Annotated in this window: 31 protein-coding genes; 18 read left to right on the forward strand and 13 right to left on the reverse strand. The window is 70.4% G+C overall.

The annotated features are described in order from the left end of the window. Positions 1 to 85: 85 nt before the first annotated feature. Positions 86 to 517, forward strand: coding sequence for an ATP-binding protein (locus tag ACWDSJ_RS24395; RefSeq protein ID WP_450034638.1), 432 nt, complete (start codon positions 86 to 88; stop codon positions 515 to 517). Between the two features lies 1 nt (position 518). Here ACWDSJ_RS24395 and ACWDSJ_RS24400 read toward each other — a convergent pair whose 3' ends face one another. Both ACWDSJ_RS24400 and ACWDSJ_RS24405 read right to left on the reverse strand, forming a co-directional pair. Continuing rightward, entirely contained in the window at positions 519 to 890 is a 372-nt protein-coding gene (locus ACWDSJ_RS24400; protein WP_450034485.1) for an anti-sigma factor antagonist, read from the reverse strand. A gap of 9 nt (positions 891 to 899) precedes the next feature. Further along, positions 900 to 1,268, reverse strand: a complete 369-nt coding sequence (locus tag ACWDSJ_RS24405) for an STAS domain-containing protein (RefSeq protein WP_450034486.1) — start codon at positions 1,266 to 1,268, stop codon at positions 900 to 902. Between the two features lie 250 nt (positions 1,269 to 1,518). Here ACWDSJ_RS24405 and ACWDSJ_RS24410 point away from each other — a divergent pair, with 250 nt between their 5' ends. Continuing rightward, positions 1,519 to 2,946, forward strand: a complete 1,428-nt coding sequence (locus ACWDSJ_RS24410; protein ID WP_450034488.1) for a glutamate decarboxylase — start codon at positions 1,519 to 1,521, stop codon at positions 2,944 to 2,946. Here the strand turns inward: ACWDSJ_RS24410 and ACWDSJ_RS24415 are convergent. From ACWDSJ_RS24415 to ACWDSJ_RS24425, 3 genes are all read right to left on the reverse strand, one after another. Then, positions 2,936 to 5,536, reverse strand: a complete 2,601-nt coding sequence (locus tag ACWDSJ_RS24415) for a LuxR C-terminal-related transcriptional regulator (protein ID WP_450034489.1) — start codon at positions 5,534 to 5,536, stop codon at positions 2,936 to 2,938. The two genes, ACWDSJ_RS24410 and ACWDSJ_RS24415, sit on opposite strands and share 11 nt — an antisense overlap. A 118-nt stretch (positions 5,537 to 5,654) precedes the next feature. Continuing rightward, entirely contained in the window at positions 5,655 to 6,770 is a 1,116-nt protein-coding gene (locus ACWDSJ_RS24420) for a catalase family protein (protein WP_450034490.1), read from the reverse strand. After that, entirely contained in the window at positions 6,763 to 8,580 is a 1,818-nt protein-coding gene (locus ACWDSJ_RS24425) for a peroxidase family protein (RefSeq protein ID WP_450034492.1), read from the reverse strand. The genes ACWDSJ_RS24420 and ACWDSJ_RS24425 overlap by 8 nt, the downstream gene beginning before the upstream one ends. A 232-nt stretch (positions 8,581 to 8,812) precedes the next feature. On the opposite strand from ACWDSJ_RS24425, the gene ACWDSJ_RS24430 reads away from it, so the two are divergent. The 3 genes from ACWDSJ_RS24430 (at position 8,813) to ACWDSJ_RS24440 (ending at position 10,663) form a co-directional block, all read left to right on the forward strand. Beyond that, positions 8,813 to 9,586, forward strand: coding sequence for a hypothetical protein (locus ACWDSJ_RS24430; RefSeq protein WP_387366594.1), 774 nt, complete (start codon positions 8,813 to 8,815; stop codon positions 9,584 to 9,586). Between the two features lie 64 nt (positions 9,587 to 9,650). Next, positions 9,651 to 10,094, forward strand: coding sequence for a DUF4231 domain-containing protein (locus tag ACWDSJ_RS24435; protein ID WP_450034494.1), 444 nt, complete (start codon positions 9,651 to 9,653; stop codon positions 10,092 to 10,094). A gap of 161 nt (positions 10,095 to 10,255) precedes the next feature. Next, positions 10,256 to 10,663, forward strand: a complete 408-nt coding sequence (locus ACWDSJ_RS24440; RefSeq protein WP_387366588.1) for a DoxX family protein — start codon at positions 10,256 to 10,258, stop codon at positions 10,661 to 10,663. 9 nt (positions 10,664 to 10,672) lie between these two features. Here ACWDSJ_RS24440 and ACWDSJ_RS24445 read toward each other — a convergent pair whose 3' ends face one another. Further along, positions 10,673 to 11,614 (reverse strand): GlxA family transcriptional regulator, encoded by a 942-nt coding sequence (locus ACWDSJ_RS24445; RefSeq protein ID WP_450034496.1) that lies wholly within the window; start codon positions 11,612 to 11,614, stop codon positions 10,673 to 10,675. Between the two features lie 110 nt (positions 11,615 to 11,724). Between ACWDSJ_RS24445 and ACWDSJ_RS24450 the strand changes: the two genes are divergently transcribed. From ACWDSJ_RS24450 to ACWDSJ_RS24465, 4 genes are all read left to right on the forward strand, one after another. Beyond that, complete coding sequence (locus ACWDSJ_RS24450; protein WP_450034497.1) at positions 11,725 to 12,642, forward strand: NAD-dependent epimerase/dehydratase family protein; 918 nt, start codon at positions 11,725 to 11,727, stop codon at positions 12,640 to 12,642. 181 nt (positions 12,643 to 12,823) lie between these two features. Further along, positions 12,824 to 13,477: a TetR/AcrR family transcriptional regulator gene (locus ACWDSJ_RS24455; protein WP_387366579.1), complete on the forward strand. Its 654-nt coding sequence runs from the start codon at positions 12,824 to 12,826 to the stop codon at positions 13,475 to 13,477. A gap of 28 nt (positions 13,478 to 13,505) precedes the next feature. After that, a complete protein-coding gene (locus tag ACWDSJ_RS24460; RefSeq protein WP_450034498.1) occupies positions 13,506 to 13,934 on the forward strand; it encodes a nitroreductase family deazaflavin-dependent oxidoreductase in 429 nt (142 codons plus the stop codon). A 64-nt stretch (positions 13,935 to 13,998) separates the two neighbouring features. Next, complete coding sequence (locus ACWDSJ_RS24465) at positions 13,999 to 14,175, forward strand: hypothetical protein (protein WP_387366573.1); 177 nt, start codon at positions 13,999 to 14,001, stop codon at positions 14,173 to 14,175. Between the two features lie 66 nt (positions 14,176 to 14,241). Here the strand turns inward: ACWDSJ_RS24465 and ACWDSJ_RS24470 are convergent, their stop codons facing one another. Then, the gene (locus tag ACWDSJ_RS24470; protein ID WP_450034500.1) at positions 14,242 to 14,478 is read right to left on the reverse strand and encodes a hypothetical protein; all 237 of its coding nucleotides are present in this window, start codon (positions 14,476 to 14,478) and stop codon (positions 14,242 to 14,244) included. A gap of 295 nt (positions 14,479 to 14,773) precedes the next feature. Between ACWDSJ_RS24470 and ACWDSJ_RS24475 the strand changes: the two genes are divergently transcribed. Both ACWDSJ_RS24475 and ACWDSJ_RS24480 read left to right on the forward strand, forming a co-directional pair. Then, a complete protein-coding gene (locus tag ACWDSJ_RS24475; protein WP_450034502.1) occupies positions 14,774 to 14,977 on the forward strand; it encodes a hypothetical protein in 204 nt (67 codons plus the stop codon). Positions 14,978 to 15,164: 187 nt separating this feature from the next. Continuing rightward, positions 15,165 to 15,557, forward strand: a complete 393-nt coding sequence (locus ACWDSJ_RS24480; protein ID WP_387366564.1) for a hypothetical protein — start codon at positions 15,165 to 15,167, stop codon at positions 15,555 to 15,557. An 11-nt stretch (positions 15,558 to 15,568) separates the two neighbouring features. On the opposite strand, the gene ACWDSJ_RS24485 is transcribed toward ACWDSJ_RS24480, so the two are convergent. The 3 genes from ACWDSJ_RS24485 to ACWDSJ_RS24495 all read right to left on the reverse strand — a co-directional run bounded on the left by ACWDSJ_RS24485 (position 15,569) and on the right by ACWDSJ_RS24495 (position 17,428). Next, positions 15,569 to 15,850 (reverse strand): hypothetical protein, encoded by a 282-nt coding sequence (locus ACWDSJ_RS24485; protein ID WP_450034504.1) that lies wholly within the window; start codon positions 15,848 to 15,850, stop codon positions 15,569 to 15,571. Between the two features lie 81 nt (positions 15,851 to 15,931). Next, positions 15,932 to 16,939, reverse strand: coding sequence for a PucR family transcriptional regulator (locus ACWDSJ_RS24490; protein WP_450034505.1), 1,008 nt, complete (start codon positions 16,937 to 16,939; stop codon positions 15,932 to 15,934). A gap of 3 nt (positions 16,940 to 16,942) precedes the next feature. Continuing rightward, the gene (locus ACWDSJ_RS24495) at positions 16,943 to 17,428 is read right to left on the reverse strand and encodes a hypothetical protein (protein ID WP_450034640.1); all 486 of its coding nucleotides are present in this window, start codon (positions 17,426 to 17,428) and stop codon (positions 16,943 to 16,945) included. Positions 17,429 to 17,582: 154 nt separating this feature from the next. Between ACWDSJ_RS24495 and ACWDSJ_RS24500 the strand changes: the two genes are divergently transcribed. Next, a complete protein-coding gene (locus ACWDSJ_RS24500; RefSeq protein WP_450034507.1) occupies positions 17,583 to 18,173 on the forward strand; it encodes a TetR/AcrR family transcriptional regulator in 591 nt (196 codons plus the stop codon). A gap of 149 nt (positions 18,174 to 18,322) precedes the next feature. Next, a complete protein-coding gene (locus ACWDSJ_RS24505; RefSeq protein WP_387366878.1) occupies positions 18,323 to 19,309 on the forward strand; it encodes an ABC transporter substrate-binding protein in 987 nt (328 codons plus the stop codon). On the opposite strand, the gene ACWDSJ_RS24510 is transcribed toward ACWDSJ_RS24505, so the two are convergent. Together ACWDSJ_RS24510 and ACWDSJ_RS24515 are read right to left on the reverse strand one after the other, a co-directional pair. Then, a complete protein-coding gene (locus ACWDSJ_RS24510; protein WP_450034508.1) occupies positions 19,284 to 20,150 on the reverse strand; it encodes an SDR family NAD(P)-dependent oxidoreductase in 867 nt (288 codons plus the stop codon). The genes ACWDSJ_RS24505 and ACWDSJ_RS24510 overlap by 26 nt on opposite strands. Before the next feature lie 10 nt (positions 20,151 to 20,160). Further along, positions 20,161 to 21,084: an LLM class F420-dependent oxidoreductase gene (locus tag ACWDSJ_RS24515; RefSeq protein ID WP_450034510.1), complete on the reverse strand. Its 924-nt coding sequence runs from the start codon at positions 21,082 to 21,084 to the stop codon at positions 20,161 to 20,163. Between the two features lie 201 nt (positions 21,085 to 21,285). Here ACWDSJ_RS24515 and ACWDSJ_RS24520 point away from each other — a divergent pair, with 201 nt between their 5' ends. After that, positions 21,286 to 21,510, forward strand: coding sequence for a hypothetical protein (locus ACWDSJ_RS24520; protein WP_450034511.1), 225 nt, complete (start codon positions 21,286 to 21,288; stop codon positions 21,508 to 21,510). A gap of 15 nt (positions 21,511 to 21,525) precedes the next feature. Here ACWDSJ_RS24520 and ACWDSJ_RS24525 read toward each other — a convergent pair whose 3' ends face one another. Further along, the gene (locus ACWDSJ_RS24525) at positions 21,526 to 22,494 is read right to left on the reverse strand and encodes an adenylate/guanylate cyclase domain-containing protein (protein ID WP_450034513.1); all 969 of its coding nucleotides are present in this window, start codon (positions 22,492 to 22,494) and stop codon (positions 21,526 to 21,528) included. Positions 22,495 to 22,583: 89 nt separating this feature from the next. Between ACWDSJ_RS24525 and ACWDSJ_RS24530 the strand changes: the two genes are divergently transcribed. The 4 genes from ACWDSJ_RS24530 to ACWDSJ_RS24545 all read left to right on the forward strand — a co-directional run bounded on the left by ACWDSJ_RS24530 (position 22,584) and on the right by ACWDSJ_RS24545 (position 26,284). Further along, entirely contained in the window at positions 22,584 to 23,162 is a 579-nt protein-coding gene (locus ACWDSJ_RS24530; protein ID WP_450034514.1) for a QsdR family transcriptional regulator, read from the forward strand. Between the two features lie 80 nt (positions 23,163 to 23,242). Beyond that, on the forward strand, positions 23,243 to 24,418 hold the full coding sequence (locus ACWDSJ_RS24535; protein ID WP_450034515.1) for a DUF3089 domain-containing protein: 1,176 nt from the start codon (positions 23,243 to 23,245) through the stop codon (positions 24,416 to 24,418). A gap of 94 nt (positions 24,419 to 24,512) precedes the next feature. Beyond that, positions 24,513 to 25,415: a helix-turn-helix domain-containing protein gene (locus ACWDSJ_RS24540; protein WP_450034516.1), complete on the forward strand. Its 903-nt coding sequence runs from the start codon at positions 24,513 to 24,515 to the stop codon at positions 25,413 to 25,415. 44 nt (positions 25,416 to 25,459) lie between these two features. Next, complete coding sequence (locus ACWDSJ_RS24545; RefSeq protein WP_450034518.1) at positions 25,460 to 26,284, forward strand: SAM-dependent methyltransferase; 825 nt, start codon at positions 25,460 to 25,462, stop codon at positions 26,282 to 26,284. The last annotated feature ends 50 nt before the right edge of the window (positions 26,285 to 26,334 follow it).

The following is a 26,334-nucleotide window of genomic DNA, read 5'->3' on the forward strand; positions in this document are numbered from 1 at the left end:
GGACCACCGACCGGTTTTCTTTCGGACGCGGGTGGGTAAACGGGCGGTGTCGTGGGTTTGCCGGGAGTCGGGAGGTGGCTGGGTGATGACACCGTTGCGGCTCGGGCCGGGGGACGGGGAGCCGGGGGTCGAGTTCGATCTGGACGCGGTGGCGGAGTGGCGGATTCGGGAGATCGTGCGAGGGATGCTGGCACCGCGGACGGGGGTGATCGTCGAGGACGCGGTGCAGGTCGTGGACGAATTGGTGAGCAATGCGTGGGAGCACGGGCGGCCGCCGCGGCGATGCCGATTGTCGATGCCCACGGGGCCGCCGCGGTTGCGGGTCGAGGTGGACGACAGCGGGGCGGGGGAGCCGCGAATCCGGACGCCGGATTCGAGTGGGGGACGGGGGATGATTCTGGTCGATCAGCTGGCTCGGGCGTGGGGGGTCGCGCGGCGCGACGGGTTCAAGACGGTGTGGGCCGAGGTGTCGCTGGATCGGCCGCGCTATCCGCCCGCGTGCGTGGCCGATTCGTGAGTCAGGCGCGCAGGGCCTCGTCGACGGTGTGGTAGAGGGCCAGGAACTTCTCCAGTCCCGTGATCTCGAGCGGGCGGATGACCGGCCGGTTCTCGTCCACCACGATGCGCAGGGGTTGACTCCGGCGGTCGGCGGCCTCGGCCGTGGCGGCCAAGGTCTTCAGGCCCGCGCCGCCCAGGAAGTCCACATCGGTCAGATCGATCACGCAGAAGTCCGCGCGCGTGCGGGCGATGCCCTCCCGGACCGCTTGCGCCAGCCGCGGGGCGGTGTCGCCGTCGATCTCCCCGTACAGCGTCACCACCGCCACCTCGCCGATCATCCCGTGTTCGACCCGCAATTCCGGTGTCGCCGAGGACTGTTCCCGCTCTGTCACGGATCGAGACTATAGAGCGGTGCGCGCGGCGACGAGGTCGGAGTAGACCGACAGGATCCGATCCAATCCGGTGACCGCGAGCGGGCGCCGGACCCGCGGCGAGGCGAGCAGCCGCAGCGGCCGGGGCGCGGCGGCCTCGGCGGCGGCCAGCAGCGCGGCCAACCCGATCGAACCGATGAACTCGACCTCGGTGAGATCGACGATCAGCACCGGCTCCGGGGCGGCGACGGCCTGATCGAGCGCGGCCCGCAGATGCGCGACCGTGGCGAGATCGATCTCCCCCGCGGCGGTGACGACCACCGCGTCCGCGAGGCGGCCGACGGTGGCGGTGAGCAGGCCGTCCGGCCCGACGCTCCGGGTGCGGTCCCGACTCTGCATGCCGTCCGTCCTTTCGACCGAGGGCGGCCGACCCGACCCCGGCCGCCGCACCCACTGTAACCCCGAGGGGACCGTTCCGCGCAGAAAGACTGGTCGGCCTGTTTCGTGTCTGCCCGCCCCGAATCGCCCTGGGCCACCGCACGATTCGGGTCGCCGCCGCCGCTCCGCGCGCGGTTCCACCCGTCCGGACGGCGAGCGGCTACGCTCGGGCACGCGTCGCGACAACCACCCACGCGCGAGGGAGGCTCGTATGCCCCTGATCCATCCTTCCCACTCGTCGGATCTCGACTCCGGTGATGTGGCGGTGAACCCGGTGTTCACCCGCGAACCGATCAGCGTGCCGCGGGACCGGCTGCCCGCGGACGAACTCGACAGCGATACGGCCTACCAGGTCGTGCACGACGAACTGATGCTCGACGGCAACGCCCGGCTCAATCTGGCCACGTTCGTGACGACGTGGATGGAGCCGACGGCCCGTGCCCTGATGAGCGAGTGCTTCGACAAGAACATGATCGACAAGGACGAGTACCCGCGCACCGCCGCCCTCGAGCAGCGCTGCGTGCGGATCCTCGCCGACCTGTGGCACGCCGCGAACGTGCGGGCTGTGACCGGCTGCTCCACCACCGGCTCCAGCGAGGCGTGCATGCTGGCGGGGCTGGCGCTGAAACGCCGTTGGCAGCAGCGCCGTCGCGCGGCCGGATTGTCCACCGAGCGGCCGAATCTGGTGATGGGCGTGAACGTTCAGGTCTGCTGGGAGAAGTTCGCGAACTACTGGGACGTGGAACCGCGCCTGGTTCCCATGTCCGGCAACCGATTCCACCTCACCGCCGAGGAGGCGGCCCGGCACTGCGACGAGAACACCATCGGTGTGGTCGCGGTCCTCGGCTCCACCTTCGACGGCAGCTACGAACCGGTGGCCGAGATCTGCGCGGCGCTGGACGAGCTTGCGCGCCAACACGATTGGGATATCCCGGTGCACGTGGACGGCGCGTCGGGGGCGATGATCGCGCCGTTCTGCGACCCCGAGCTGGTGTGGGACTTCCGGCTGCCGCGGGTGGCCTCCATCAACACCTCCGGCCACAAGTACGGCCTGGTCTATCCGGGTGTGGGCTGGGTGGTGTGGCGGGACGCGGCGGCGCTGCCGGAGGATCTGATCTTCCACGTGAACTACCTCGGCGGGCGGATGCCGACCTTCGCGCTGAACTTCTCCCGGCCCGGCGCGCAGGTGGTCGCGCAGTACTACACCTTCCTGCGGCTCGGGCGCACGGGATACGAACGCGTGCAACGGTATTGCCGCGACGTCGCGACCTCGCTCGCCGCCCGGATCGCGGGGCTCGGCGCGTTCCGGCTGCTCACCGACGGCAGCGAGTTACCGGTGTTCGCCTTCACCCTCGCCGACGGCGAGCGCGGGTACTCGGTGTTCGACGTGTCGGCGGCCCTGCGCGAACAGGGCTGGCTGGTGCCCGCCTACACCTTCCCCGCCGATCGCGAGGATCTCGCGGTGCTGCGCGTCGTCGTCCGCAACGGCTTCAGCCACGATCTGGCCGATCTGCTGATCGAGGCGCTCGAGCGGGTCCTGCCCCGCCTGCGGGGCCAGGATCGGCCGCAGCACGGACCCGAGACCGCGGGCTTCGCCCACGGCGCCGAATCGGTCCCGGCGTCCCGGACTACGAGCTGAGCTCGCGCCAGACGATCTTCGCCAGCTGGTCGCGGTCCTCGGCGTCGAGTTTGGTGCACGCGCGGTAGATATGGCCCTCGACGGTGCGCACGGAAACGCCCAGGCGCTCGGCGATTTCGCGGTTGGACAGCCCGCGGGCGACGTGCGCGGTGATCTCGCGTTCGCGGGCGGTGATGGGCAGCGGCTGCGCGGCCGCGGTGATGGCGGGGGTCGCGGCGCCGTCGCAGCGGGCCGCCAGTTGCAGGGCGCGGGCGGCGGCCTCGGCGCTGAGGCGGCGGCGTCCGGCGCGGTCGTGGATCGGCACGGCCTGCGCGGCGGCGTCGGCCGCCGACAGCAGCAGGCCCGCGCCCTCGAATTCGGCGCTGACCGCGGCCAGCGCGCCCGGATCGGTATTGCCGACCGCGGCGGCGTGCCGGGCGTAGATGCCCGCGATCGGGCCCTGTACGCGGTTGGCGAGGGCGGCGAGGCGGGCGGCGTCGGTGCGGTCGCCGAATCGGGTCGCGTGGTGCAGGGCCTCGGCCTCGAGCGCGTACTGTCCCGCGCTGCGGGCGGTCGTGGCGGCCTTGCGCGCGAGTTCGACCGCCGAGTGCCGCCCGGCGGACGCCGCGGCCAACCACGCCTGCGCGAGCAGCCGCTGCGGTTCGTGCAGGGCCAGATGCGGGCCGCTGTGCTGATTCGCCTCGGCGAGCACGCGTTCGGCCTGCGGCACGTCGCCGAGCGCGGCGTAGGCGCGCACGAGCAGCAACCGGGCGGGCAGCTGCCAGGGCAGCGACTTCTCCGCGTGCATGGCGGCGAGGGCCTGTTCGAAGGAGGTGATGGCCTCGCGGAACCGGCCGCGATAGGTGGCGACCACGCCCGCGCCGATCTTGGCGATCGCCCAGCCGAGAAACTGTGCGGCCGAGGAGAATCGGCTGTACTCGACCGCGCGCTGCTCGGCCAGATCGAGTTCGCCGATCATGGTGAGCGCCAGAATGTCGCTGTAGCGCACCATGACCCGGATCATGCCGTCGGTCGGCTTCTTCTCGGCGCGGCTGCGCGCGGCGATGGGTTCGAAGTCCGCGCCGCGCCCGGCGACCGGCATGGCCAGCCCGGCGGCGAATGCCGCGAAATCGATGGCCTGCTTGGGTGATTCGCGGTCGGCGAGCACGCGTTCGGCGGCGGCGATGCCCTCCTCGATGCGGTTGAGATGCACGGTCATCGCGGCCGCGGCGGCCTCGACCACCAGCAGCAGCATGTGGTGCTCGACGCGGGCGGTCATCAGATCCATGAGTTCGCGGCTGTGCTCGATGTCGCCGAGCGACCAGAACAGCAGGCTCGCCCGCGGCAGGCCCCACTGCACGAGTTCGAGTTGATCGAGGTCGTCCGGATCGAAGGCGGCCAGGATGGCGTCGGCCTCGAGCGGGCGACCCTGCCACAGCAGGGCGCGGGCCAGCAGTTCCGCGGCGCGCAGGCCGCCGCCGCGTTCGAACGCCGCGCGCGCGAACCGTTCGCCCAGCGCCAGATTCGACAGGAAGATCGCGTCCTTGGCCGCGGTGACCAACAGCTCTACGTCGACGGGTTGGTCGCTGTCGAGATACAGCTGCGCGAACTGGATGCGGTCGCCCGCGGTGGTGAGCGGACGGTCCCGCAGGGCCTCGACGATGCGGCCGCGCCCGCGGCGGGCCGAGGCGGTACCGATGCGGCGGCGCAGCACATCGCCGAGCAGGGGATGGCTGAAGCGCGCGCTGATGTGCCCGCGCCCGTCGTCGCTCACCCGGATCAGATCGGCGATCTCAGCGGCGTCGACCGCTTTTTCCCCGACCAGTTCCACGAGCACATCGATATCGAGCGGTTCGTTGAGCGCGAGCATTTTCAGCGCCTCGCGCACGGGTTCGTCCGCGCGCACCAGCCGCTCCTCCAGCAGGGCGGCCAAGCCGGACGGCACCGCGGTCGGGCCGCGCAATTGCCAGACCCCGCTGACCTCGGTGAGGGTGCCCGCCTCCCGCGCGCCCTCGACCATGTTGCGCAGAAACAGGGGATTGCCGCCGGAGGAATCCCACATCACGTCCGCGCTCAGGCCCTCCAACGCGCCGCCGAGAACCGTTTCCACGAGCCGGACGCATTGCTGTTTCGAGAATGCCGTCAATTCGACGCGTTGCAGGTAGCCGTCCTTCCACAAGGATGTGACGGCATCGGGAACCGGTTCGCCGGAACGGACCGTGGCCACAATCCGCGCCGACCCGTCCACCGCGATTTGATGCAGAAGCGTTGCGGACAGCTCGTCGAGCAGATGGGCGTCGTCGACGCCGATCACCGTATCCGGCTGGGCCACCAGGTTTTCCCGGGCCGAACTCAGCAGGGCGATCGGGTCGCGCGACGCCGTCACCGCGATCCAGGGCGCGAAAACGCCCAGTGGAATGGCCTGCGAGGATTGTGTGCACGCCGCCCACCGAACCGGCACGGTCAGTTTCGAGGTCACCAGGCGGGCAAGCGTCGTCTTCCCCACACCGGCGGCGCCGACGAGAACGACGCCACCGGTGGCGCCGCTCGTCAATGCGTGTCGAACCATCTCGAATTCGGTGGGACGATCGAGCAGCTGCCAGTCGCCCATGGGCAGAAAGTGTAGATCCTGCCGGGCACTCACGCGACGTTGTCGCGCTGTCGAGCGTTCGGAATTCACCGCGACGCGTTCAATTCGGGAAAATGTGGTGATTTGTCATGACGGCGTTTCAGTTCGGCAGTTGGTCGATATCCGTGGGTTCGACGCGCGGTGCGTTGTTGACGTGATGGCGGTAGTTGCTGGACGCCTCGTACACGCGCTTCTTGAGGCGATTGATCGATCCCAGCGGCCGGTGGGCGGCCAGGCCGCGCCAGGAATTGAACGACAGCACGTCGTCGCCGTAGGCGCGGCGCTGCGGGCTGTAGGGATCCTGGGGCGGGAACCGGACGGTGGCGACGGTGCGGTAGGGCGACTCGGACGCGGGCCATTCCACGGTGGCGTCCTCGATGGGCATGCGCCGCTCGTCGGTGCAGAGCTGCACGCGCAGTTCGTATTCCGCGCCGTGCGCGGCGAAGAAGTCCACCACGATGTCCTGGAGCGCGTTGATCCCCGTCTCGGGCAGCGGTTCGCCTTGCAGCGCAACGACTTCCGGCGACGAGGGCGCGTAGAGGATCTTGGCGACGTGATCGCCGTAGCGCAGCGGCGCCGAGGTGTGGAAGGTGTCGCCGAGGATGTGGGTGTTGGGCCGCACGAACACGTTCAGCGTCGGCGGCAGCGGCCGCCCGATGCGCCGCAGGACGCGGTCATCGAGCGCGGACAGCACGGTCGCGCCGGTCTGCAACACCGGATCGGGCAGCCGGGCGAGCAGCCAGGCGGTCGGCATCCCGCGGGTGAGGTAGGCGTGCGCGTCGGCGAACAGGAATTCGCGATGGGTGACCATGACGAAGTCCTGCGTGGTGGCGTGGTCGTCGGGCAGCGCCCGCGGCCCGGACACGCCGAGCACCTTGATGCCGAGCCCGCGCACGCCGCGCAACTGGTCGCTGCGGATGACGCCGGAGGTGCTCGACAGCCGGGCCATCACCGGATAGGTCGCGGGCCGGGCGAACAGCCCCTGCGCGAGTTCCGGCGCCAGATCGGCGTGGACGACGAGTTCGCCGCGCAGGATGCCGTGGCTCTTGGCGTGCGCGTCGCGCAGGCCGTGCTTGTGGGTGTGGTAGGCGCGTTCGTTGTTGTGCCGCAACACCTCGATGATCTTGTCGATGATCTCCTCCTCGTCGGGCCGGGGCCGTTCGAGGTCCTCGCGGTAGCGGAGGTAGGTGGTGCGCGGTGCTGCCAGGTCAGTCATGGCCGGGGGTTCCTTTCCGGGCGGTGCTCCGCCACGGCGCGAACGGGTTGGCGACGCCGTGGAGCGCGGGCGCCAGCGTGGGGAAGTGGCGCAGCAGCACGCTGCGCATGGTGTTGTCGCGCACCCAGGCCAGTCCGGCCTCGGTGTAGATCTCGGGGCGGAAGTCGCTGGTGAAGAAGCGATCCGCGTTGAGCCGCCGGGATGCCATCAGCACGAAGACGCGAAAGGCGGTGTCGCTGAAGCCGAATCCCGCGGGTTTGGGTTCGGCGTACAGCCCGACCATCAGGTCGACGTCCTCGACGTCGCCGTACATCCGTTCCAGCTCGCGGGCCCAGTCGGGGTTGTCGGTCAGGTCGGCGAAGGAGGCGGCCGGGGCGAGGCGCAGCTGCCGCCGGAACTCGTTGTAGCGCGGCACCCCTCGTTCCCGCACGCGCAGGATCTCGAGGGTCGCCAGATCGGTGAGCGGATGTCCGGGGCGGGTGAGCTCTTGCAGGTGCCGCGGATAGTTGTGCAGGGTCAGCGCGCCGGGATGTGCGCGGCCGAAGGAGTAGAACAGGTCAGCCATCGGGGTCTCGGCCAGGCGCTCGCGCACATGGGCGACCATGAGATCCGGGAATTCGTGTTCGGCGCGGACCGCGTCGTCGGCGAGGGCGCGGACGGTGAACTCGTCGGGGATCAGCGGATGCATGCGGTAGACGGCGACGAACTCCTCGGTCAGCGAATACGGGACGCCGGAGTCGTCGGTCGCCGAACCCGGTATGCCGCTGAGGATTTCGCTGCCGCTCACGCGGCCGAACCGGCGCTGGAACCCCTCGCCCAGGACGCCGAACCAGTTGCCGCGCATGGCCGCGACGGTGGTCGGGTGGGCGATGATCGCCGGGGTCCAGTCGATGGTGTGGATCTTGGCGATCAGCGCCGCGTTGACCAGTCGCGCGGTGTCGTAGAGTTGCTGATCGGTCATGTCCGGATAGCGCCGCGCCAGCCGGTCGCAGATCGCGTTGTGTTCGCGCATGAACAGCGAGTGCAGCAGCGCCAGCCCGACCCAGAAATTGCCCGCGGGGCCGGTGAGATCCACCAGCTGCTCGGCCTTCGCGGGCGGCAGGCCCTGGTCGTCGAGGGCGAGCCTGCCGCCCTCGAAGGAGCGGATGGCCGCCGCGAATTCCGGTGTGTTGCCGTAGATCTGGGAGGCGTCCCACCAATGGGTGTCGCCGGTCCGGTAGGCGGGCGGCGCGCCGAGTTCGGTGTCGGGGTCGGAGGCGGTGCGGGCGATCGTCATGTCCGGGTCCGGCCACGGATCGCCGTCGGGCAGCGGCACCCGCCACGGGGGCGCGTCGGAGTCGGTGTGGCTGACCCAGTCGTGCACCTCGAACTGGATCCAGGCCGCCGCCAACAGGTTCAGCGTGGTGGCGGGCTGGAACTCGGTGCGGCCGAGCAACTTTCGGCTGATCTCCCGCGGATTGGGCGTCCACAGGCGCTCGTCCTCCTCCGGGTAGGTGTACTCCGGGGGGAAGTTGCGGCCGAAGCGGCAGCCGAGCGAACCCGTGCGGGGCGAGTGCAGATCGTTGTAGGTGCCGTCGAGGGTGCGCGCGCCCCGACGCACCTCGGCGGTCTCCGGATCGACCGGTAGGGGATCGGATTTGCCGGTGCCGGTGTCGAACAGGTTGTGGCGGCGCATCCGGCTGCGCAGCCCGACGAGTACGGCCAGGCCCAGCGGCATGGGCAGGCCGGACCAGCCCACCCGATGGTCGACCGCCTCGGCGGCCCGGCTGAGCAGGCGGGTCAGTAGTGCTGTCGGTTCTGTCCCGAGCATTCGAGAACCTCCCTTCGACTGGGCTCCCAGTCTCGGGCGCGGGCGTGGTCGCGGGCACGAGTAGCGCTCTACGCGAATCGGCTCGGCAAGCCTGTGGCGACTCCCGATCGCCGGTCGGCGGTTTCGAGTAGCGGACTACCCGTGCCGGGGGAAGGGTCCTCGGTCCACGCTTTCGGCGGACCGCGTGACGACAGGAGGGTCCATGGCATGGTCGGGGGAAAGGAATACGCGTGTGATCACGCCGATCGAAATCAGGGTCGACCTCGAGGGCGGAATCGCCGACGCGATCGACCGTTCGACCGCTGATCGGCGGGTGAAGCGCCGGGATGTGTGGTTCGCCGAGGCTCGTCCCCGACCGACCGGTGGTTCGCCGACGTTGATGTCGAGCGGGATCGTCATCCGGATGCGCACCGGCGAGCACTACGACGATGTGAGCGTCGAGCTGCGGCCGTGTCATCCGGATCAGCTGTCGGGCCGCTGGGCGGCGTCGTTCACCGAGGGTGACGTCCGCTACCGGGTGAGCCGTCGCTGGCACGGCGAGACGCGCGCCTGGTCGGCCTGCCTGACCAGCCGCCGCCCGTCCGGTTCGCTGCGCGCCGCGGCGGGACCGGACGGCGATATCGCCACGGTCCTGGATTCGGTGCAACGGCAGTTCCTGATCAGCTGCACGGTTCACGGGGTGGCGGTCGAACACCTGGTGGCGCTGGGGCCCATCGGGTGGACGAAGTGGAAGCGGGTGCGACTGGGCGATCAGGAGGTGGAGGCCGAACGGTGGAGCGTCGCCGATCTCGATCTGGTCGAACTGTCCCTGCTGGTCGTCCCCCGGCCCGGCGAGACGCCCGCCGATCTGGACGACCGCGCGGCCGCCGCGCAACGCAGGCTGGAGGCCCGGGTGCGCGACGGCGGGTCCGCCATCGCCGCGGGGGAGACGAGAACCCGCCTGCTCGGCACGCTGATCGCGCGCAATCGGGGAGACTTCCGGCCGGATGTCGGTGCGCAGGCGTGAGTTCGCCGATCTCCGCTCGACCGGAAGACCGTCGCGCCGCGCCGTTTCGTGCTATGAGTGGCGGGTGGAAGACGTTGGGCGGGGCGAGGATCCGGCCGCGATCGTGTGGCGGCGGCTGGAGGAGCAGCGGCGCTGGTACAGCGCGCGGAGCCGGGTGGCGCAGCGGACGTACAAGCAGGTGAAGGTCGCGCAGATCGTGGTGGGCGCGATCGTGCCGGTGCTCGCGGGGGTCGGGGCGGCGGGGTGGCTGACCGCGTCGGTGGCGGCGGTGGTCGTGGTGGCGGAGGGGATGCAGCAGTTGTTCCAGTGGCAGGCGACGTGGCTGTCGTACCGGGCCGTGGCGGAAAGCCTACGGCGCGAGGGATTTCTGTATCTGGCCGAGGCCGGTGCGTACGGCGCCGCGGACCGGCACAAGGTGCTCGCCGAACGAGTCGAGGCGATCACGGCGGAGGAGAACACGGGCTGGGTGTCCCGGCGCCGATCCGGGTCGGAGAAGTCGTCCGGGTGAGCGAGGGCCGCCCGGTTTCGAGGGGCGCCAAAGGTGTTGGCGCGAAACGGGGTCGTGCGTAGGCGAGTACTCGAATCGCGGACGCTCGGCCCGCGGTCCCACGACCGGGGGTGCGATCGGACTAGGGTCGCTACCAATCAACCGGTGTCGAAGGAGGATTCGTGAGCGTCAATCCATTGCGGCCGCTGGCACGGCTACTGATCGGTTCCACGTTCGCGGTGCTCGGGTGGGATGCCGCTCGGGAGCCGGGCGGACGGGTGGAGGTGGCGGCGGGGACGTTGGCGGCGTTGCGGGGGGTGGTGCCGTTGCCGCGGGACGACGAGGTGATCGTGCGGGGCAACGGGGTGGCGCAGGCCGTGGGCGGGGCGATGCTGGCGGCGGGGGTGCTGACGCGGCCCGCGGCGGCGGTGCTGGCGCTGTCGCTGATTCCGACAACCGTTGCGGGACACGACTTCTGGAACGTCGACGAGCCGGGGGCGCGGAAGAACCAGCGGGTGCAGTTCCACAAGAATCTGGCCATGCTGGGCGGGCTGTTGTTCGTCGTGGCCGAGGACGGGAAGCGGCACTGAGGCTTTCGATCAGCGGCGGCTGAAGGCGGTGCGGTAGGCGCTGGGGGTCAGGCCGTGGCGGCGGACCAGGTGCTGGCGCAGCGATTCGGCGGTGCCCAGCCCCGACCGCCGGGCCACCTCGGGAACCGGAAGTCCGGTGACCTCCAACAGTTCTCGCGCGCGATCGATCCGCTGCTGGAGCAGCCACTGCAACGGGCTGGATCCGGTTTCGGTACGGAAACGGCGGGTGAGGGTGCGCGTGCTGACGTGCGCGTGCGCCGCCAACTCGCGCAGCGTGAGCGGTTCGTCGAGCCGCGCCAGCGCCCACGCCCGGGTCTCGGCCAACGACGTCCCGGTCTCCGGCGGGACCGGGGTCTCGATGAACTGCGCCTGGCCGCCGGGCCGAATCGGCGCGACCACCGCGAGCCGGGCCACGGCATTGGCGGCCGCCGCGCCGTGATCGCGGCGCACGATGTGCACGCACAGATCCAGGCCCGCGGCCAGCCCGGCCGAGGTGAGCCGATCGCCGTCGTCGACGAACAGCACGTCCGGTCGCAGCTCCACTGCGGGGAAACGCCTCTGCAACTCCGCCGAATACAGCCAATAGGTGGTGGCCGGACGGCCGTCGAGCAGCCCCGCCTGGGCGAGCACGAACGCGCCCGTGCAGATCGAGGCGATGCGCTTGCCCGCGGCGGCCGCCGCGCGCAGCGCGTCGAGGACCCGCGCGTCGCCCGCCACCCGCGCGCCGGTCCCGGTGACGATGACGGTGTCGGCCGTCGCGACCCGGTCCAACCCCTCCTCGACGAAGACCGGGCGGCCCGAAAACCCGGGTACGAGACCGGGATCGGCGGTGCAGACCGTCACCTCGTACACCGGCTCCCCGTCGATCAGTACCGCGGGAAAGACCGTCTCGGGTATCGACAGGTCGAAGGGGGTCACCGGCGGCATGGCGAGAACAGCGATCCGATGCATGGCTCGATCCTTGGGACATCTGGCATTCCGGCCACTACTCTAGCCCGCCGGCCCCCGGCACAGTGGGATCCGGGCCGCCGCGCGGGCGGTCCGAGCCGAGGAGGAACGAGATGTCTTTGCACGTCGTCGCCGGTGCCGGGAGCACGGGTAGCCGTACGGCCCTGCTACTGGCCGAGTCCGGGGAGCGGGTCCGGCTGGTGAGTCGGCGCGGGCTGGGACCCGACCATCCCGCGATCGAACGGGTCGTCGGCGACACCACCGACGCGGATCGGCTCACCGAGCTGACCGAGGGCGCCGCCACCCTGATCAACACCACCTGGCCCCCGTACGACCGGTGGCCCGCCGAATTCCCGCCGCTCGCCGCGAGCGTGCTGGACGCCGCCGAGCGCACCGGCGCGAACTACGTCTCGCTCGGCAACACCTACGGGTACGGCCTGGTCGACGGTCCGATGACCGAGGATCTGCCCATGCGGCCGATCGCGGTGAAAGGCGCTGTGCGAGCGCGCATCTGGCTCGACGCGCTGGCCGCGCACGAGGCCGGGCGGGTCCGGGTGACCGAGGTGCGGGCGGCGGCGTTCCTGGGCCGCGACGCCGGGTCGGTGTTCAACTTCCTGGTCACCCCGAGGGTGCGCGCGGGCGAGGACGTCACCTTCCCGGGCGATCCGGACGTGCCCAAGAGCTGGTCGTACGTCGACGATGTCGCGCGGACGCTGGCGACCGTCGCCCGGGACGATCGGTCCTGGGGCCGGGCCTGGCACGTGCCCTCGGCGATCCTGTCGCTGCGCGAGGTCGTGGCCGGGCTGGCGAAGGCCGTGGATGTGGCGCAGCCGCAGGTGATTCCGATGACCCGGACGGAACTGGCCTGGGCGGGCGCGAGCGATCCGGTGACCGCCGAGCTGATCGAGATGCTCTACTCCCTCGACCATCCCGACATCCTCGACTCGGCCCTGACGCGACGGACGTTCGGGCTGACCCCGACCCCCTTCGAGACGGTGCTCGCCGACACCGCCCGCTACGGTACGGCCTGAGAACGGCGGGAGGCGGTGCGGCACAGGCGTTTCCGTCGTGAGCCGCCACAGGCAGGTGCGCCGCGGGTTGTCGTCCGGCACACGGTTCGCGCTATCGCGGGTCGTTCGCGCCGCGGCCCGATACCGTGAGAGCCGAGGGGTGTCGTCGGTATGGCCGGGAACGAGCGCGGGCAGGAGGACGATGGCCGCGAAGGGTATGAGCGAGCGTCGGCAGCCGAGCCAGCTGCGGGCCAGGGCGACGCGCGAGCGCATCCTCGACGTCGCCGCGGAACTGTTCGGCGAGCGCGGCCTCGCCGACACCTCGATGAACCGGATCGCCGCGGCGGCCGAGGTCAGCGTCGGCACTGTCTACCGGTACTTCCCGGACCGCTCGGTCATCGCCGACGAGGTTCTCGACCGCCTCACCGCGAGCATCGAGGAACGCGTCACCCAACAGGTCTTCGGCATGTCCAGCAGGCCCGTGGCGGAGGTGATGACGAACATGCTGCGCGCCGCCAGCGACGAACTGGTCGCCAACGCGCGGCTCGTGCGCGCCTTCGCCGCGGGAATCCCGTTCTACAGCAGCGGCATTCCCGAACTCGAACGCCGCGTCCGCCTGCTGACCAAACTGCTGGTCATCCAGATCCTCGGTCCCGGCGACGATCACGAATACGACGTGATGACCACCGTGCTGATCAACACCGGCTTCGCCGCCGCCCTGCGCGCCGCCGCCCTCGAGGTCGGCGAACGCGAACGTGAGGAGGCCATCGCCATGACCGGGCGGATGGTCGACGCCTGGGCGGCGGCGGAGACCGCGGCCCGGCGAGCGGATTCGGCGCGATTCGGTTCCGGGTGAAGATCACCGGGGCTGACAGAATTCAGCCATGAGCACATCCGAGGATTGGAACAGCAAGATCATCGCCGAGTTCCGGGCGAACGGCGGGAAGGTCGGCGGCCCGTTCGAGGGCGCGCCGATGGTCCTCGTCCATCACCGCGGCCGCAAGAGCGGGCGAGAGTTGGTGACGCCCTTGATGTATCAGCCCGCCGAGGGCGATCCGAACACTTTCTACATCTTCGCCTCCGCGGCCGGCGCGCCGAAGGATCCGGCCTGGTACCACAACCTGACGGCGGCGGGAACCGCCGAGGCCGAGGTGGGCACCGAGAAGTTCGCGGTGACCGTCGAGGAGATCACCGGCGAGCGGCGCGACGCCGTCTACGCCGAGCAGGCCCGGCGCTACCCCAACTTCGCGGAGTACGAGCAGAAGACCGCAGGCATCCGCACCATTCCCGTACTGGCGCTGCACCGCCGCTGAGTTCGGCCAAGGTTTGCCACCCGCTCGCCGCATGACCGGGGAGCGGGTGGGTAGTGCCAGGGCTATGACTGTGAAAGGGAAGCACCACGCCACCCCGGCGCGCACAACCGGCACAGCCTGCGCGCCGGATTCGAACCTCGTCGGCCTGGTAGCCGGGCTGGTCGAATGGGTCGGCCCCGCCGTGATCGCCGTACTCGGCCTGAGCATGGCCGTAATCGTCCCGCTGGGCCTGGTGGGCTAGCGTGCGTCGAACCCGACCTCCCCGAGCGGGCCACCCGATAGCGGAGAATTGTCCAGATAGCGAATCTCATACCTGCGCTCGCTGAACCTCCAACCCGCCGTCGTGCGACGGTAGCGGTCGTGGTAGATCGCGTAGTTGAGATGGCAAGCGCCCGTTCGATATCGCGTCCGGAATGCACAGCACCCCGTCATCGGTGAAAAGCGTTGCCAGCCGGGCGAAATCGCGCATCATGACCGCATCGGGAAACGCGGCGCGCAGGGCGTCGATCTCGACGCGATCAGCGAGCGATCGAAAGTCGTTCACGCTCGGCTCCTTCCGGGTCGGTCGCGCGTAGCGGGGCGAGGGTCGTATCGGCGTCGCCGCGCCCGATCGCGGTGTCCAGCACCCACTTCGCCACCTGGGACCCCGCGCGCGGACGTGGTTCGCGACTTCAAGAAGGCGTGGGAGACACAGGACATCGAGGCGCTGATCGGCCTGCTCGACCCGCGCGCGACCGCGACGGCGGACGGCGGTGGCCTGTCCCCGGCCTTCCCGCGCCCGATCAGCGGGGGCGCGGAGATCGCGCGGCACCGGATCGAGATCGCCACCCGCGGTCACGTTGCTCGAGCGGACGGTCAACGGACAACCCGGGCTGGTCGCGCACCTCGGCGCGGACATCGTCTCGGTCTACGCCTTCGACATCGCCGACGGACGCATCACCCGAATCTGGGCGATGCGGAATCCGGAGAAGCTGCGACTGTGGAATTCGGGAAGCGACCGACTCGTGGCGGAAAGTGAAATGAGTCACAAAATGCGGCAGTGAACGAATTCGACTGGACCCGTTCGGTGACCGAACCCGGTCGCGCATGTGAATTCTCACAGACTGTGCGGCCGGGATGGACCCCTGTCTGGACGGACAATTCGCCGGGGCGTAGCCTTTCGCGTAATCTCGCCTGGCACACCGGGCGGATGGAATGCGAAACGGCCGATTCGTCGGCCCCGAGGAAGTCATGGTCGAGCAGATTCTCCGGCAAACGACGCAGTTGTCGTCTGTTCGCGTGGGCGACTGCGACATCCACCCCGGACCGTTGACGGTCGACCTCGCCCATCACGTCATGCAACGTCACCTGGCCTGTGCCGGATCGGAATGCCGCCAGCGCGAGGCCGCCCTCGAACTGCTGGTCGAAACGGGCCGCTACGTTCTCAACACCTCCCAACGACATGTCCGAATTCTCTTCACCTCGGTCGGAATTCGGCTCGATTATCAATGTCCGCTCGCTACCGCCGAGGAATTCGCCCGCCGGATGAAGGCCCACCCCGACGCCGCCGTCATCATCGACCACGACCTCCATCCCGACCTTCCGCCACTGCCCTGTGCGAGCCTGTGGCCGGGCCTGCCCTGACCCGGCCCCGATCAATGCGTCGGCTCGCGATCGTGGGCGAGGCCGGCGGCGGCGAAAGCCAGGACGGTGAGGGCGGTTTCGCGCAGGATGGCGTCCAGCCGGTCGAGAACCTCGCCGACCGCGGCGCTGGCGTGACGTAGTTCCGCCGCGCTCGCGGTCTCCCGGTCGAACACCGTGTGCAGCGAATCCAGGCGCAGCCCGGCGTCGAAGAGATGGCGGGCCAGTCGGTCGCCGAGTTCCGCGAACGGCAGGGCGTCGGTGGGGACCGTGAGGTCGCTGTTCGCGGGGTGCATGGGAAAACGGTAGGACGCCCGCGACCGGGCCGGAAGGGTCATCGGTCACCGGTACGGCGGCCGTTCTCCCCGGACGACGCGTCAGGGCAGGGCCGGCTCCGGCGAGTCGGCGGGGGAGCAGCGGCGGGCGACGAGCGCGCAGCGCAGCCGCCACTGCCCGGCCGGGCTGAGCGGGTCCAGGCCGGTGAGCACGGCGATCCGCTTCAGGCGGTACTCGACCGTGTTCGCGTGCACGTTGAGGTGACGGGCGATGGCGCGGCGGCCGAGGGTGCCGCGCAGATGCAGGCGCAGGGTGGTGATCAGGTGCGGGGACCGGTCGAGCGGATCGAGGACGGCGGCCAATTGGTCGCGGGCCGGGCCGGGTCGGGTCAGCTGGTATTCCGCGGCTAGATCGCCGAGCCGGTGCAGCGCGCCCTCGCGGCCGAAAAGCACCGCCACGTCCAGTAATTCGTGCGCGCGGCCCGCGGCCTCGGGGAGTTCGGCGGGCGGGGCGGTCGTGGTCGCGGCGGTCAGCGGGAACCCCGCGGTGTCGGCCAGCTGGCCGACGAGCTGATCCAGCGCGGCGTCCTCGCGGGGCGCCGGAACCAGAATGGTGCCGCCCTCACCGGACAGCCGGGCCAGGGCGGTGGACTCGAACCGGTGGGCCAGTTCCGCGCCGAGGCGGGCGACCGCGTTCGCCGGATCGGTGTGCGGGTCGAGTACGGGAAAGGCCACGGCCAGAACGGAATACGTCTCGGCGACCGTCAGCCCGCATTCCCGGGCCAGCACCGTGGTGTCCGCGCCGGTGAGCAGCGCCGACATCAGGCGTTCCCGCGCGCGATGACGGCCGCGCAGCTCACCCAGATAGGTCGTCGACACCGCGGCGAGCACGGTGGTGACCGTATCCATGAGCGTCGCGAGGTCGTCGCGGCCGCGCGCGGCGTGTTTCACGCTCTCCCACAGTTGCCGGTGGATCCACTCCAGCGGAATGCCCGCCCGCGCCCATCCGGTCGCGATCGCCTCGACGTAGCGCGACATCTCGCGCAGCGGACAACCGCCCAGGATCGCGTCGGCGAGATCGCGGCAGGCACGCAGCACGGGGTCGGCCACCGCTCACCTCGGGGTGAGATCCCGACACGGCCCGGGGGAGCGCACGAACGTCTCCGTGGCGCCGATATCGTTGGCGGACAACGATTTCGACGCCGCGGCCAGGGCGCAACCCTTGAACGCCCGCGCCGCCACACTCAGCTTGTGCCGCACCACGTTCAGACCCGCCGGGGCACCGGCGCCCCACATCACCACCTCGGTGGCCGGATGCGACAGGGCGCTGACCAGTCCGCGGCGGGCCCGCGGATCGCGTTCGCACACCTCACCGGCGACCGCGACGGCCTGCGGGGCGCGCCCGTCCCCGGCCGCGGCGAGCACGGGTTCGAGGGCCAGCATCCGCACGCCGAGGATCTCCAGCGGCCGGACGTCGCCGGGTTCCACGACCAGGACGGTGACCTCCCAGCCGCTCATGACCCGATCGAACAGCCAGCCCCCGGCGTGTTCGACCGCGTCGGCCACGGTCGCGGCGACCACATCGAGCCGGTACCGCACCGGCTGGGACCGCTCATCGGTGAGACAGCGCAGATCGGTTCTCCCCGGATCGCGCCTTACGAAGTCGGGCATGTGAACTCCGTTCGGTTTGGGCGAGAATCTAATACTCGTTTTTACACTTGTCAATTTTCTTACACCTGTCTACGGTGAGAACATGCCGCTAACCTCTTCTCAGGCCGTCACGAGCGGCGATCGCCGGGTCCAGCGCACCCGGACCGCGCTGTTCGAGGCCGTCGTGCGGCTGGTGTCCGAACGCGGCACGACCTCGATCGCGGTGACCGATCTGGCCGACGCGGCCGGTGTCAGCCGTCAGGTGGTGTATCTCCAGTTCGGCGACCGGGACGCGCTGCTCGCGGCGGCGGCCATGGATCTGACCGAGCGGGAGCTGTACCCGCTGTTCTCGGATCTGTCCGAGGCGACGCTGCGCAGCCGAATCCTCTCCGCCGCAACGTTTCTGGCGCATCATCACCGCTTCTACCGGCCGCTGGTGACCGGTTCGGGCGCGTTCGCCCTGCGGATCGCCGCGAGTCGCTCCTTCGCGGCGCTGCACCGGCGGGCGAGCCTGCCGGTGCTGGAGGCGTTGTCGCCGGCCACGCGGGCCGCGGCCGCCACCTTCGTCGTCGGCGGCACGATGGCGGTGATCGACGATTGGCTGCTGGCCGCCGACGGCGAACCGGATCCGCGGGTGCTGACCGAGCGGCTCACCGCGTTGTCCGCGACCTTCACGGGCCTTTCGCCGACGTGACGTGTGCGCGGTTTCGTTCACGCTGAGCGCAAGGGCGGGTTTCGGATTTCCCGCGCCCTAGCATGAGCCTCCGGATATCGAGAGGACTTGTCGTGCACCCGAAGCGTTTTCGTGTTCTCCGCCTGCGGAGCATCGCCGCCTTGACCGCGGTGGCGGCCCTGGGGCTGCCGCTGACCGCGTGCGGGAAGGGCGATTCGGTGCGGGCGGAGAACGGCGTCACCACCCTGCGCTACCTGGGCTGGACCGATCAGGTGACGTTGCCCGAACTGGCCGAGAGCCTCGGCTTCTTCGACGGCAAGGTGAAATTGAACTGGGTCGGCAACACCACCAGCGGCCCGCAGGAGATCCAGGCCGCCGCCACCGGTCAGGTCGATTACGGCGGCGCGTTCGCGGGCGCGGTGGCGAAGCTGGCGGCCGCGGGCGCGCCGATCACGGCCGTGGTCAACTACTACGGCTCGGACGAGAAGTCGTTCCAGGGCTACTACGTGCCCGAGGCCAGCCCGATCCACACGGTCGCCGATCTGGTCGGCAAGAAGGTCGGCGTGAACACGCTGGGCGGCCAGAACGAGGCCGACATCCACGACGCGCTCGTGCGCGCGGGCCTGAGCCAGGACCAGATCAAATCGGTGCAGCTGGTTCCGCTGCCCCCGCCCAATATCGAGGACGCGGTGCGCAAGGGGCAGGTGGACGCGGCGGCGCTGAGCGGGCAGTTCCAACAGCGCGCCCTCGCGATCGGCGGCCTGCGCCCGGTCTTCACCGAACTCAGCGAGTACGGCGGCCCGATCAACGGCGGCCCGTACGTGTTCCGCAACGACGTCATCGCCAAGAACTCCGACGCGGTGCGCACCTTCACCACCGGCGTCGCCCGCGCGATCGAGTGGGAGCGCGACACCCCGCGCGATCAGGTGGTGGCCAAGATGAGCGAGATCATCGAGGGCCGCCATCGCTCCGGCGAGAGCACCGCCACCCTGAAGTACTGGCAGTCGGTCGGCGTGCCCGCCAAGTACGGCGTCATCTCCGATCAGGACTTCACCCGCTGGGAGGGCTGGCTCCGCGACACCGGCGCCATCCACGACACGCTCGAGCCGGGCAAGTTCTACACCAACAAGTTCAACGCCCTGGCCCAGCCCTCGTAGCCGAGGCCGGTGCGGCCGCGGGCGGCGGAACGTTCTCGGTCACCCCCATAACGTAACCGCCGCCGTCGGGATGGTGGTACCAGCCGCCCGCCGCGGCGGTGCCGCCGTCGACGTGCAGGGTCTGGCCGGTGACGTAGGAGCTCAGCGACGAGGCGAGAAATATTGCGGCGCCCGCGATCTCGTCGACATGGCCGATGCGGCCCAACGGGACGGTCAGGGCGGTGTGGCGGTCGAAGCCGGCGGGGGCCAGGGCGAGGATGCCCTCGGTGGCGGTGATGTCGGGGGCGATGCCGTTGACGCGGATGCCGTGCGGGGCCAGTTCGAGGGCGGCGGTCCGGGTGAAGTTGACCACGCCCGCCTTGGCCGCGGCGTAGGCGGCGTAGCCGGGGGCCGCGCGCACGGCCTCGATCGTGCTGATGTTCACGATGCTGCCGCCGACCCCCGCGTCGACCATGGCGCGGGCGACGCGCTGGGTGCACAGCAGGACGTGGGTGAGGTTGGCGCGGATCAGGGTGTCCCAGCCCTTGGCGCTCGTCTCCAGCAGGGGGGAGCGGAAGACGCCGCCCGCGTTGTTCACCAGAAGCGTTGGGGTGCCGAGCTTTTCGACGGTCTCGGTCAGGGCGGCGTCGACCCGGGCCTCGTCGCGGACGTCGCAGACGCAGGCGATGCCGTCGACGAGCGCGGCCGTCGCCCGCGCGGTGTCCGCGTCGCGCTCCCAGATTGCCACGCGCGCACCGTATTCGGCGAACGCGTGCGCGACCGCGCGGCCGATGCCCGCGCCCGCGCCGGTGACCACCGCCGTGTGTCCGGCCAGCGAGACCGCGTTCCGCGACAACACCATTGCCGACCTCCTACCAGTAGACGTCGATGATCGTGGCGCGGAAGCGTTCCAGCTCCTCGCGCAGCGGTTCGACACCGGCCCCGGGCAGCGGGACCTGGACCCAGGTGACGCCGAGTTTCGCCAGCCGATCCAGGCCCTCGAGGTAGGCGTCGGGCTGGAAATCGGGCCGGCCGGGACTACCGCCCGCGACGTTGGTGAAGCTGATGTCCAGGGTCGACCAGTCCCGCCCGGCGGCGTCGCAGCGGCGTCGCAGATCCGAAATACCCTGGGCCAGAGCGTCTTCCGAGTCGAGTGTGGTGGTGCCCGCGGTGCGGGCGAGGACGGTCGGCGCGGCGAAGGGGCACCAGCCGTCGCCGTGGGTCACGACCCGGCTGCGCGCCGAGGCGGTGTTGCCGCCGATCCAGATCGGCGGGTGAGGGTCGCTCACCGGGCGGGGGTGGGCGGTGATGCCGCGGGCGTCGAAGTGCCTGCCCGCGAAGGAGACGTCGTCGCCGGTCCAGATCGCGCGGATGACCGCCAGGGCCTCGTCCACCAGTTCCTTGCGCTCGGCGAAATCGACACCGAGCGCGGCGAATTCGCGTTTGAGATACCCGGTGCCGACCGCGAGAGTGAACCGCCCGCCGGAGAGCCGGTCCAGCGTCGCGCCCGCCTTGGCGACGAGGAAGGGGTTGCGGTAGGGCAGCACCACGATATTCGGGATCAGGCGCAGCGCGGTCGTGTGCGCCGCGGCGAAACCCATGGCCACGAAGGGGTCGAGCGCGTCGTGGCCGCCCGCGTCGAGCCAGCGCTGGGAGGGCGCGGGGTGGTCGGTGAAACCGAGGGCGTGGAAGCCCGCGGCCTCGGTCGCGGCGGCCACCGCGGCGACACCCGTGCCGGAGGCCAGCTCCGGATCGCACGGGTGACTGACGATCGGGTAGGTCAACGCGTAGCGCATCCGGTAAGTGTAATCGCAGAAATGGAGAATTACATTCTCAACATCTGAGCCGACGGGCGCGACTGTGCCTCGTCATCGCGAACCCGGCCCGCGACCATGAGCGGGAACAAAACCCCTTGCGCCGTAGCGCGTTTCGCGCCGGACCGCCATATTCTCGCGCCGGGCACCGTGCCCGCTACCCGACCGAGGGAGATCCATCCGATGACCGAGCGCTCCTGGCCCACAACGGAATCGGGCGCTCGCGCCGGGGGCGCGGGCCCCGGCGGCGCCGTCCTGCGCATCCTGCTCCTGGTGGCCGCCCTCGCTGTCGTGACCGCCGGATGTTTCGTGATCCTGCGCGAGGCCGGGCCGAGCGCGCCCCTCGGCCCGGTGATCACCCCCGCGCCGCAGATCTCACATCCGCTGGGATCGATGCCGACGAACTGAGCGCGGCGGGCCGGGCTACCTCCGCTTGCGTTCCCGCAACACGTGGGACCGCAAGCGGGAGAAGCCCTTCACCCGCACCCCGCGCAGATGACGCAGGGCGAAGTGCTCGTCGTCGGTCAGGGCCGCCGCCGCGCCGTCGTCGAGCAGAACGGTGCCGGGGCGGGCCACGCCGGTGAGGCGCGCGGCCACATTGACGACCGTGCCGTAGAGGTCGCCGAAGCGGGTGAGGACGGGACCGTAGGCGAGGCCGACGCGGAGCTGGGGCATTTCCGGAATGCGTTGGGCGGCTTCGGCTGTCGCGGTGTGCAGGGCCAAGGCGATGCGGGCGCCCTGGGCGGGGGTCTCGGCGGCGAACATGACCTCGTCGCCGACGTTCTTGATGACCCAGCCGCCGTGGGCGGTGATCGCCTCGGTGGTGGCGGATTCGAACGCCTCCAGCAGCTCGGCCAATTCGTCGGGGTCGAGGTGGCGGGACAGGCGGGTGTAGCCGACCATATCGGCGAAGCCGACGAGCAGGGACCGCGTGGCGCCGTTGGTGTCGGAGGCGCGGGCGAGGGCGGCGGCGAGATGGCGGCGCCAGGCGTAGTTCTGGAGTTCGGTGAGGACGGCGACGGTACGGGTGGTGGCGGCCGGATCGGCGTCGCGCAGTTCGCGGGTGATCATATCCGCCTGCCATTCCGCCAGCCGCGCCATCGCCTGGCCGAGGGTGCGCGCGGCGGCGATCTGGCTGCGTTCGCTCGCCCCCGCGATCGGGTCCATCGCGGCGAACGCGCGCACGGCCGCGACGTCGGCATCGGTGAAGGCCGGCTCGTCGTCGCTCGCCGCCGCCGCGAAACCCATTGCCACCCAAAGCTTCCGGGCCCGCTCGACGGGAACGCCCGACAACTCGGCGACCTGGTCGCGGGTGTAGCGGCGCGGCCCGCCGAGCAACGACTGTTCGGTCACCGCGTCGACCGTCGCGGTCGGCTCCCCGGATTCGATCACCGCGCCAGTAGAGCACATTTTCCGCCGTCTGCCTCCCCCGTGGCACCGAGGGCTCCGGCTCCTCCGGCCCCACGGCCTACAGTTGGGCCGTGCGGGTCGGTGCGGAGCAGCGGGGGAGGGGGAGGCCGGGTGGGGCCAGTCGGGCGGAGGTGCTCGGTGCGGCGCGGGCGATGTATCGGGGCGGGGAGCGGATCGAACTGTCGGCGCTGTCGGCGCGGCTCGGGGTCAGCAGGCCCAGCATCTATCGGTGGTTCGGGTCGCGGGAGGGGCTCGTGGGGGAGGTCGTCGCGGACGAGTTGAGCGAACTCGCGCGGACCGTGACCGGCGAGGGCACGACGCCGTCCGACGCGGTGATGCGGCTTGTGCATGCTTTGGCGGCGGCCCGGCCGCTGCGTCGGTTCCTCGAGCAGGAGGGGTTGGTCGCGCTGCGGGTGCTCACCTCGAGCGCGGGGCACGTGCAGCCGCGCGCGGTGGCGTTGCTGACCCGCTTCATCGATCGGGAGGTCGAGGCGGAACGCCTTCGGCCCGTGAGCGATTCGGCCACCCTGGCCTTCGCCGTCGTCCGGCTGGTCGAGGGCTTCCTCTACAACGACGCCGCCGTGGGGGTGCGCGCCGACATCGATCGGCTGCGTCCCCTGCTCGAGGTGCTGCTCGCACCCGCCGACTGAGCGATTTCCCGAATAAGTTACAAATCTTGAATTTGTAATCTATGGTGACGGCAGTCACACGCTCATCGGAGGAGCCCGCGATGCGACTGTCCACCAATCTGATTCGACGTCTACCTGGCCGCCGGGCCGCGCTGCTGATCCTGGCCGCACTGGTCTGGGCGGGAGCCGGACCGGTCGCGGCCCCCGCGCACGCGGACCCGGACGCGACGGTGTGGCTGTGCCGTCCCGATCTGACCGACCCCTGCGATCTGCCCGGCGACACCACCGATCTCGGCACCGGCCAAGTGAGCGCCCCCGCGCCGGTGGCCGAGGACGACAAGCCGGTGGACTGCTTCTACATCTATCCGACCGTCGCCGGACAGCTCGCGCTCACGCAGGATCGGGTCGTGCTGCCCGAGGTCGCCTCGATCGCCGAGTACCAGGCGGCGCGGTTCTCGGGTCTGTGCCGGGTGTTCGCCCCGGTGTACCGGCAGGCCACCCTGGTCGGGCTGCAGGCGGCCATGGCCGGGGTCGACGCGCTGAGCGTCGGCTACCGCGACGTCGAGGCGGCGTGGGCGGACTATCTGGCGCACGACAACCACGGGCGCGGAGTGATCATCGTCAGCCATTCGCAGGGAACGCTGGTCGCGCGCAAGCTGATTCGCGAACACATCGATCCCGACTCCGCGCTGCGCGAACGGCTGGTGGGCGCGTTCCTCATGGGCGGCAATGTCACCACCGCGCGCGGCGGCGCCACCGGCGGCGACTTCGCCTCGATCCCGCTGTGCACCGATCCCGGCGAGGCCGGATGCGTCGTCGCGTACTCCCTGTCGCAGAGCGATCCGCTGCTGTCGCTGTTCGGCAGCGCGCAGGCGCGGCCGGGCCAGCTGTCGAACCTGTGGGGCCTGCCCACCGGACCCGGATACGAGGTCGCCTGCACCGACCCGGGCATGCTCAGTGGCGACTACTCGCCGCAGCCGGTCACCGTGCCGACGCGGCCGTTCGCCCCCGGCACGATCGCGATCCTCAACGACTACACCATGACCCCGCCCGCGACCGTGCCCGCCTCGTCCTGGATGTCCACCGCCGCGCGCACCGCCGGCCGCTGTCACGAATCCGATCTCGGGTACCGCTTCTACAAGATCGATCCGCCCGCGGGAGCGGCGATCAACGAACTCCCGCTGTTCGAATCGCATCTGCTCGACATCAACTACGGCTACGATCGGCTGCTACGGATCGCCGCCGCGCAGATCCGAACCTGGCAGCGCGGACGGTGACACGCCACAACCGATAGGGGCTGCCCGGGCGGAAATGCGCCATGGCGGCCCTTCGATCCGCCCGCGCGCCCGTTCTGCGGATACGCTCTGCGGTATGGGCACGCGACTTCGCACCGCGCGAAAGCTGTTGCTGGGTCGCGAGATCGAGCACATGATGGCGACGGCCGGCGTGAGCCAGAGCGACGTGGCCGCGATCCTGAAGACCAGCCAGAGCCGAATCGCCATGTTGCTCAATGGTTCCGGGATCATCACCGTGGGCGATCTGGAACGGCTCGCGGCCGCGCTCGGCGTCACCGACCCCGACTACCTCGAGGTCCTGCGCGAGTTGCGCCGCGACGGGCACAAGCGCGGCTACTGGACCAGCGGTCACCGCCGCGCCTATGCCGAGGACCTGCGGCTGCTGGTCGATCTGGAGGCGCACGCCGCGCTGGTGCGGGTGACCGAGGCCGAGATCGTGCCCGGTCTGTTGCAGTGCGAGTCCTACGTCCGGGCCCTGCACGAACCGGTCGACGGCGAGATCTCCGCGCCGGCCCGGTCGGCGGTGGAGGATTCGGTGCGGGCCCGGCTGGCCCGCCAGGAGATCCTCGACGCCGCGAATCCGCCTCGGCTGCACGCCATCCTGTCCGAATCGTGCCTGCGCCGCTCGCACGGCGGCCGCACCACCATGATCGAGCAGCTCGAATATCTCCAGAAGTTGTCCCTGCGATCGCATGTGCTCATCCAGGTGCTGCCCTTCACCACGGTGATCGCCGGGGCGGGCATGGAGGACCGGTTCACGCTCGTGCGGGTGCCCTCGCCCGGCGTCGCCGGGGACCTCGACGTCGCCATCGTCGAAAGTCAGGGCGATATCCGCTATTTCGACGACCGGGACGCCATCGCCGCCCGCGAGACGGTGTGGGCACGGTTGTCGGCCGCGGCGCTGGACGCCGAGGAGAGCCGTCGCTTCATCGACAAGGTCGCGCGGTCCTTACGCCGCAAGACCGTCACCGGTCCCTGACCGTTCGCTCAATCAGTATCACCGCACCATCGAGGAGCTCCGGGATGAACGCCCCCGACTTCGAACCTCGCGAGATCGACGTCAGCCGACCGTCGTCCGCGCGGCTCTACCACTACTACCTGTCCGGCGAGGCCGTGTTCGAGGTGGACCGCATCTTCGGCGAGCACCTGTTCGAGGTGTTCCCGTTCGCCGACGCGTGGGCGCACCACAATCGGGCCTTCCTGCGGCGCGCCGTGAAATACCTTGTCGGGCAGGGCATCCGGCAATTCCTGGACATCGGCTCCGGGCTGCCCACGGTCGGCAACACCCACGAGATCAGCCGCCGGATCGCCCCCGACACGCGCGTGGTGTACGTGGACAACGATCTCGAGGCGGTCAATCGCGCCGACGAACTGCTGCGCCAGCAGGACGCGATGGACATCACCGCGGTCGTCGAGGCCGATCTGCGGCGCCCCGAGGTCATCCTGGATCACCCGGAGACGCGGCGGCTCATCGACTTCGATCAGCCGGTGGGCCTGCTGACGGTCAGCGTGTGGCCGTTCATCCCGGACGCCGACCGCCCCCGCGAGCTGATGGCGCGGCTGCGCGACCGGTTGCCCGCGGGCAGTTACGTGGCGCTGAGCCACGCCTCGATGTCCGAGGTCGATCCGGAGTTGCAGCAGCTCGCCGCGGAGATCTCCGATATGTACGCCGACACCTCCGACTCGCTCACCATGCGCGATCGCGAGGACATCCTGGCCCTGTTCGACGGTTTCGAACTCGTCGAGCCCGGCCTCGTCTACGCCGCCGACTGGCGCCCGGAGGAGCCGGTGAACCCCGACGACCAGGCGCGTCCGGGCAACTTCGCCGGGGTGGGGTACAAGCCGTGAACAGTGCGCGGGACGGGAAGCCGGAGTCGGTGGCGGGCAACGGTATCGGG

Source organism: Nocardia sp. NPDC003482 (genome assembly GCF_053588115.1).